This window comes from Amycolatopsis anabasis (genome assembly GCF_009765355.1).
GTDB lineage: Bacteria > Actinomycetota > Actinomycetes > Mycobacteriales > Pseudonocardiaceae > Amycolatopsis > Amycolatopsis anabasis.
This window is the reverse complement of record NZ_VTHK01000051.1, coordinates 53852-60575: the sequence shown is the minus strand read 5'-3', so window position 1 is coordinate 60575 and position 6724 is coordinate 53852. Positions and strand designations below refer to the sequence as shown.

The window sequence follows — 6724 nt, the reverse complement described above, 5'->3', positions numbered from 1 at the left end:
CCCCCATGTCAAAACCACCAACCCCCCACGTTAAAACACCAGACCGGTTAGAACCGGCCGGAACACTCACGACCCGCCGGAGAAGAGGCGGTCGAGGTGGTAGTCCACTATGGACACCGCTTCGGCGGGGGTCTGGTGGCCGAGGGTGATGGTGACGCCGAGGGAGTCGGCGAGGGCCCAGAGGACGGCGGCCTCGGAGTCCGGATCGGCGTCGGCGGCGACGTCGCCCTCGTCCTGGGCCCGGCGGAGCTGGCCGGCGAAGAACTCGAGCGCCTTCGGGATGCCGTCGGTGTAGGCGGCCAGGGACGGTTCGGCGACCGTGCGGATGAAGTAGGCGACCCCGACCAGCCATTCCAGCCTGCTCTGCTCGTCGGTGGGCAGCATCTCCAGGACGCAGATCCGCAGCACGGACTTCGGCGACAGGTCCGCGCCGGTGACCCGGGCGGTGATCCGGCGGTCGCGCTGCTCGGCCTGGTGCTGCAGCGCGAACACGAGCATCTCGTCCTTGGTCTTGAAGTAGTGCTGCACCGCGCCCATGGACAGGCCCGCTTCCCGGGCGACGTGGCGCAGGCTCACCGCTTCCAGGCCGCGGCTCGCGGTGAGCCGGAGCAGGGCGTCGGCGATCTGCTGTCGCCGCGCCTCGTGATCGACCCGCTTCGGCACGCCCACCCCTACCGCCCGCCGCCCGGATTGCCAGGCTTTCGGGCACTCGTTTACGATGCGATCGCATTGTAAACGAGTGAGGAGACGCGGTGGAGGCTTCGGCGAGTCGCGAGGCAACGGCCGCGCCCGAGCACGCGGACTCCGGCATCCCGCCGCTGGCCCGGCTGCCCGTCTTCCTGATCGCGGGCGCGGTCGCCGTCCTGCTGTTCGCGCTCAGCGGCCGCTTCGGCTACTTCGGCGACGAGCTCTACTTTCTCGCCTCCGGCAAGTACCACTTCGCCTGGGGGTACGCGGACAATCCGTGGCTGGTCCCCGCGCTCGCCCGGCTGATGGACGCGATCTTCCCCGGTTCGGTGATGGGCCTGCGGCTCCCGGCGACCCTGCTGACCGCGCTCGGTGTCGTGCTCGCCGCGCTGATCGCCCGCGAATTCGGCGGCGGCCGCCGCGCCCAGACGCTCGCCGCGGGCGCCTACGCGATCTCCTTCCAGCTGCTCGCCTCCGGCCACCTCCTGGCGACCTACACGATCGACCCCTTCCTCTGGGGCCTGACCACCTGGCTGCTCGTGCGCTGGGTGCGCACCCGCGCGGACCGGCTGCTGCTCCTCGCCGGGCTGACCACCGCGCTCGCCATGCAGGGCAAGTTCCTCATCGTCTTCTTCTGGCTCGCCCTCGGCGTCGCCGCGCTCGTCCTCGGCCCGCGCGAGCTGCTGCGCCGCCCCGCGCTGTGGGCAGGCGCCGTGATCACCGTGCTCGCCACCCTGCCCACCGTGCTCTGGCAGGCGCGCAACGACTGGCCGTACTTCGACATGCAGGCGATCGTGGCCGAACAGGTCAACCGGTTCATGGGCGGGCCGTGGCTGTTCGTCCCGCTCGCGATCGTCTTCGCCGGGGTGCTGGTCGGCGCCTTCCTGGTCTGCCACGGACTCTGGCACCTGCTGCGCGCCCCCGAGTTCCGCGACTTCCGCTTCCTCGGCGTGGCCGTCGTGCTCGTCACCGCGATCTTCGTCATCACCGTCGGCCGGTACTACTACGTCTCCGGCCTGTACGCGCTGCTGTTCGCCGCGTCGGCGGTCCGGATCGAGCGGCACGGCGCCGCCCGCTGGTGGCGCTGGGTGCCCACCTGGCCGGTGTACGCGGTGTCCGCCCTGCTGGCGGTCGCGCTCGCCCTGCCGGTGCGGCCGCTGTCCTGGGTGACCACCACGGACTTCGTCGCCAGCGGCAGCCTCGGCTGGCCGCAGGTGGCCGACACCGTGGCGACGGCCTACCGCGAACTGCCGCCGGAGGCCCGCGAACACGCCGTGGTCATGGGGGACTCCTACTGGCAGGCCAGCGCGCTCGACGTCTACGGCCCGGAACGGGGGCTCCCCGCGGCCTACGGCCCCGAGCGCGGCTACTGGTACTCCGGCCGTCCGGCCGACGACGTCACTACCGTGCTCTACGTCGGCGGTCAGTCGGAGGTGCTGCGCACGTTCTTCACCGGCGTCCGCCAGGCCGGGGTGACCCGGCTGGACGCGAACGAGGTGAACGTGAACCAAGGGGTCGTGGTGTGGTTGTGCGAGGGGCCACGCGAACCGTGGCCCCGGTTGTGGGACCGGATGCACCGCGCCTGAATAGTCCATTGTGGACTCCACAGTGAAACAGAGGGGATAGCGTGTCGGGGCAAGAGAAAGTGCGGCTGCGGCCGCCGCGAAACCAATTGAACCGCCGGGCGATCGGCTGGTGGCGGGTGCAGATCCTGCTGCTGTTCGCGCCCTTGGTCGTGACGCTGGCGATTCTCGGGATACTCATCCCGCCGGCCCGGTTCTGGATGCTGCTGCCGGGCGCCGTGCTCGCGGTGATCGGGGCGCTCTGCGTGCTCCTGATCCCGCTCTGGCTCTACCGGGTGCACCGCTGGGAATGCACCGAGACCGCGGTCTACACGCGCACCGGCTTCTTCTGGCAGGAGTGGCGGGTCGCGCCGATGTCGCGCATCCAGACCGTGGACACCCTCCGCGGGCCGTTGCAGCAGTGGTTCAAGCTCGCCACCGTCACGGTCACCACCGCGTCCGCGCGGGGTGCGGTGAAGATCGAGGGCCTCGACCACGAACTGGCCGCCCAGCTGGCCGAACAGCTCACCGAGACCACCCAGGCCACCCCCGGGGACGCGACGTGAGCACGGCGGAGGGCACGGACGCGACGCCGTGGGAACAGCTGGATCGCCGCACGGTCCGGATGACCGCGGTGACCATGGCCGGGGTCGCCTGCGGGGCCGGGGTGCCGACCACGATCGGCATCGCCGGCGGGCACGGGCTCGGGTTCGCGCTGGCCTGGGTGCTGCCGTGTGCCGCGCTGCTCATCGGCGGCGGTGCGCTGGCCGATCTGGTCCGCTGGCGCGCGACCCGGTACCGCGTCACCGAGCAGCGGCTCGAATGGCACTTCCAGTTCGTCCTGAAATCCCGGCGTTCCCTGCCGCGGGAACGGATCCGCAGCGTCGACCTCACCGCGAACCCGCTGCACCGGCTGTTCGGGCTCGCCGCGCTTTCCGTCGGCACCGGGCAGCACGAGGGCAGCGAGAACTCGCGCCTGAAACTGGATCCGCTCGCCCGGCCGGACGCCGAACGCCTGCGCCGGGAACTGCTGCGGCGCGCCGAGGTCACGTCGGCCGATGAGCGCAGTCCCGAGGGTGTGATCGCGAAGCTGGACTGGAGCTGGATCCGGTACGCGCCGGTGTCCTTCGTCGCGCCCGCGCTCGGGCTCGCCGCGTTCGGCCTGGTGCTGCGCGTCGCCGACTGGTTCGGCGCGCAGAACGGCGTGATCCACTGGGCGATCGAGTTCCTCGGCGACATCCCGCTGGTGGCGGCGATCGTGATCCTCGCCGTGGTCGCCTGGATCATCGGCGTGATCGGCTCGCTCGGCCTGTTCGTCGAGATGTGGTGGAACTTCAAGCTGGAGCGCGAACCCGGTGGCACCCTGCGGGTCCACCGCGGGCTGCTCACCACGCGGTCGATTTCGGTGGAGGAGCGCCGGTTGCGCGGGGTCGACGTGATCGAGCCGATCGGCAACCGGCTCGTCGGCGCGGCCCGGGTCGACGCGGTGGCCACCGGGATCCGGCAGCGCAAGGAGGACGAGAAGACCGACTACCACACGCTGCTTCCCCCGGCGCCGCTGGACGTGGCGAACCGGGTGGCCGCGGACGTGCTGCGCGAGGAGGTCTCGCCGACCGTCGCCGCGCGGCTCACCGGGCACCCGCGCGCGGCCCGGGGGCGGCGGCTGCGCTGGTGGCTCGGCTCGGTGCTCGTGCTCGTCGCGGTGCTGGCCCTGCTCGGCGCGCTGCTGACCGAGGTCCTGCTGCACATCGCGTGGATCAGCGCGGTCGTCGGACTCCCGGTCGCGGTGCTGCTCGCGCTGGACGCCTACCGGAACCTCGGGCATGGCATCACCGGGCGCTACCTGGTGTCCCGGCACGGCGCGGTCCGGCGCAGCACGGTGGCGCTGGAACGCGCCGGGGTGATCGGCTGGACCGTCAAGCAGTCGATCTTCCAGCGGCGCAAGGGGTTGCTCACGCTGACCGCGACCACCGCCGCGGGTTCCGGGGCGTACTCGGTGTTCGACGCAGGGGAGGACGAGGGCCTCGCGTTCGCCGAGGAGGCCGTGCCGGATCTGCTGGGGCCGTTCCTGGAACGGGCATGATCTCCGCGGTCGTCTTCGACATCGGCGAGACCCTGCTCGACGATTCGCGGGAATGCGCCAACTGGGCCGACTGGATCGGCGTGCCGCGGCACACGTTCTCCGCGGTGATCGGCGCGGTCACCGCGCTCGGCCGGGACAACCTGGAGGCGTTCCAGTTGTTCCGGCCGGGCTTCGACCTCGCCGCCGAGCGGCGGCGCCGGGACCTGGTGGGCCGGGGCGAGGTGATCGAGGAGGCCGATCTCTACCCGGACACCCGCCCGGCGCTGGCCGCGTTGCGCGCGCTCGGTTTGTGGGTCGGCGTCGCGGGGAACCAGACCGCGCGCACCGGCGAACTGCTGCGGGAACTGGACCTGCCGGTCGACGCGATCGCCACCTCGGAGGAGTGGGGCGCCGCCAAACCCGATGCCGCGTTCTTCGATCGGGTCGTCGAACTGGCGCCGGGTGCCGATCCCGGCGAAATCCTTTACGTGGGCGACAATCCCGGCAACGACGTGACGCCCGCGCGGGCGCGGGGCCTGCGGACCGCGCTGATCCGGCACGGTCCGCACGGCTGGTTGCTCGCGAACGATCCGGCGGTGTCCCGGACCGCGGACTGGGTGGTCGGTTCGCTGACCGAACTCGTGCCGATCCTGGCGGATCAGCGCGGCCGGGAAAGGCTGCGGTAGAGCCGGTACCGCTGGCTGTCGAACCGGTCGGGCCCGGGGATGTCCTGGACGCGCTGCCAGGCGGAGTCGTCCGCCCCTTCCGCGTAGACGAGGACCCGGGTGCCGTCCAGGCTGACGTGGAAGTGCGCGGAGACGGGATCCTCTTCCAGCGCGCGGAGCGCGGTGTCCGCCCACGGCCGCGCGCGTTCCGGGCCGTCGAAGTCGGCGGTGACCACGACCACGCTTCCGGACGGGGCGGGGTCCGCCGCGATCTTGCTGCGGTAGAGCCGGTACCGGACGACCCCGGGACGTTCGATGTCGGCGACCGCGGCGTCGATCTCGCGGACCAGCGCCGGGCGCTGGGTGCGCATGAACTCGCGATGGGCTTCGTCGCTGGTCCACTGCGCGTAGTTGAGCACGGTGTCGCCGGCGGCGTTCAGGAAGCAGTTGAGCGAAAGGAAGGCGTCCGGCCAGCGCAGGTCCGACCATTCGGCGATGGTCGAGTCGACCGCGGCCCGCTGGCGTTCGGGCGTGCCCACGAGCCAGGGGCTGACCAGGATCGTGCCCACGTCGGAGCGGGTGAGGTCGGGCGGGATGTCCCGGATCATCTTCGGCTGTTCTCGCATGCTGCGAACGGTAGAAACTGAACCATTGTTGAGGTCAAGGTTTGGCTAGCCTCGTGATCATGCGGACTGCTTTCGGAGCCGATTTCGACGTACCGGACGGATACCTCAACACCCCCAGCATCGGCATCCCGTCGACCGAGATCGCGGACGCGGTGGCCGAGGCGGTCGGCCGGTGGCGCACCGGCGCCGATCGCCCGGGCGACTTCGACGAGGTGGTGGAAACCTCGCGTGCGGCGTTCGGCCGCCTGATCGGGGTTCCCGGCGACCGGGTCGCGATCGGCGCCACGGCGTCGCAGCTGGTCGCCCTGGTCGCGTCCGGCCTGCCCGACGGCGCCCGGGTGCTCGTCGCCCGGCGCGAGTTCACCAGCGTGTCGTTTCCGTTCGCGGCGCAGGCGCATCGCGGGATCACGGTCACCGAGGTGGATCTGCCCGCGCTGCCGTCCCGGGTGGCGGAGCACGATCTGGTGGCGGTCAGCGTGGTCCAGTCCGCCGACGGGGCCCGGGTGGATCTGGACGCCCTGCGCGCGGCGGCCGAGGCGGCGGGGGTGCCGGTGCTGCTGGACGCGACGCAGGCCGCCGGCTGGCTGCCGGTCCGGCTGGACTGGGCGGACTGGGTGGTCGCCGCCGGGTACAAGTGGCTGCTCGCGCCGCGCGGGGCGGCGTGGCTCGCGATCCATCCGCGGGCCGCCGAGCGCACCGTGCCGGTCGCCGCGAACTGGTACGCGGGCGGGGAGCGGTGGCAGAGCATTTACGGGTTGCCGCTGCGGCTCGCCGATGACGCGCGCGGCTTCGATCTGTCACCGGCCTGGCTCGCCCACCTCGGCGCGTCGGTCGCGTTGCCCTATCTCGCGGGGCTGGATCCCGACGCGGTCGCGGCGCACTGCGTCAACCTCGCCGACACGCTGCTGACCAGGCTCGGACTGCCGCCGCGGGGCAGCGCGATCGTGGCCCTCGACGCCGATCCGGCCCGGCTGGAGGCGGCCGGGATCGTCGCCGGGGCGCGTGCCGGGAAGGCACGGGTCGGCTTCCACCTCTACAACACGCTCAGTGATGTCGAACGGGTTTTGACCGCGTTCGGGTGAACCCGGCCGCGCCCGTGCTCTACCGTATGCGGGCGTGGTT

At 71.9% G+C, this 6724-nt stretch carries 7 protein-coding genes; 5 read left to right on the top strand and 2 right to left on the bottom strand.

The window, feature by feature from the left end:
• Positions 1-66: 66 nt before the first annotated feature.
• Positions 67-663, bottom strand: coding sequence for a TetR/AcrR family transcriptional regulator (locus FXO23_RS40465; protein ID WP_179957019.1), 597 nt, complete (start codon positions 661-663; stop codon positions 67-69).
• A gap of 89 nt (positions 664-752) precedes the next feature.
• Between FXO23_RS40465 and FXO23_RS40460 the strand changes: the two genes are divergently transcribed.
• Genes FXO23_RS40460 through FXO23_RS40445 form a run of 4 tightly spaced genes read left to right on the top strand, consistent with a single transcriptional unit; the run spans position 753 to position 4997 of the window.
• Positions 753-2273 (top strand): ArnT family glycosyltransferase, encoded by a 1521-nt coding sequence (locus FXO23_RS40460; protein WP_246258314.1) that lies wholly within the window; start codon positions 753-755, stop codon positions 2271-2273.
• Positions 2274-2314: 41 nt separating this feature from the next.
• Positions 2315-2815, top strand: coding sequence for a PH domain-containing protein (locus FXO23_RS40455; RefSeq protein WP_246258313.1), 501 nt, complete (start codon positions 2315-2317; stop codon positions 2813-2815).
• Positions 2816-2874: 59 nt separating this feature from the next.
• Entirely contained in the window at positions 2875-4332 is a 1458-nt protein-coding gene (locus FXO23_RS40450) for a PH domain-containing protein (RefSeq protein WP_158892409.1), read from the top strand.
• Positions 4329-4997: an HAD family hydrolase gene (locus FXO23_RS40445; RefSeq protein WP_158892401.1), complete on the top strand. Its 669-nt coding sequence runs from the start codon at positions 4329-4331 to the stop codon at positions 4995-4997. Before FXO23_RS40450 ends, FXO23_RS40445 begins: the two co-directional genes overlap by 4 nt.
• Here FXO23_RS40445 and FXO23_RS40440 read toward each other — a convergent pair.
• Entirely contained in the window at positions 4970-5602 is a 633-nt protein-coding gene (locus FXO23_RS40440; RefSeq protein WP_158892399.1) for an antibiotic biosynthesis monooxygenase, read from the bottom strand. The genes FXO23_RS40445 and FXO23_RS40440 overlap by 28 nt on opposite strands.
• A gap of 59 nt (positions 5603-5661) precedes the next feature.
• Between FXO23_RS40440 and FXO23_RS40435 the strand changes: the two genes are divergently transcribed.
• Positions 5662-6684, top strand: coding sequence for an aminotransferase class V-fold PLP-dependent enzyme (locus FXO23_RS40435; protein WP_158892397.1), 1023 nt, complete (start codon positions 5662-5664; stop codon positions 6682-6684).
• Positions 6685-6724 lie beyond the last annotated feature (40 nt).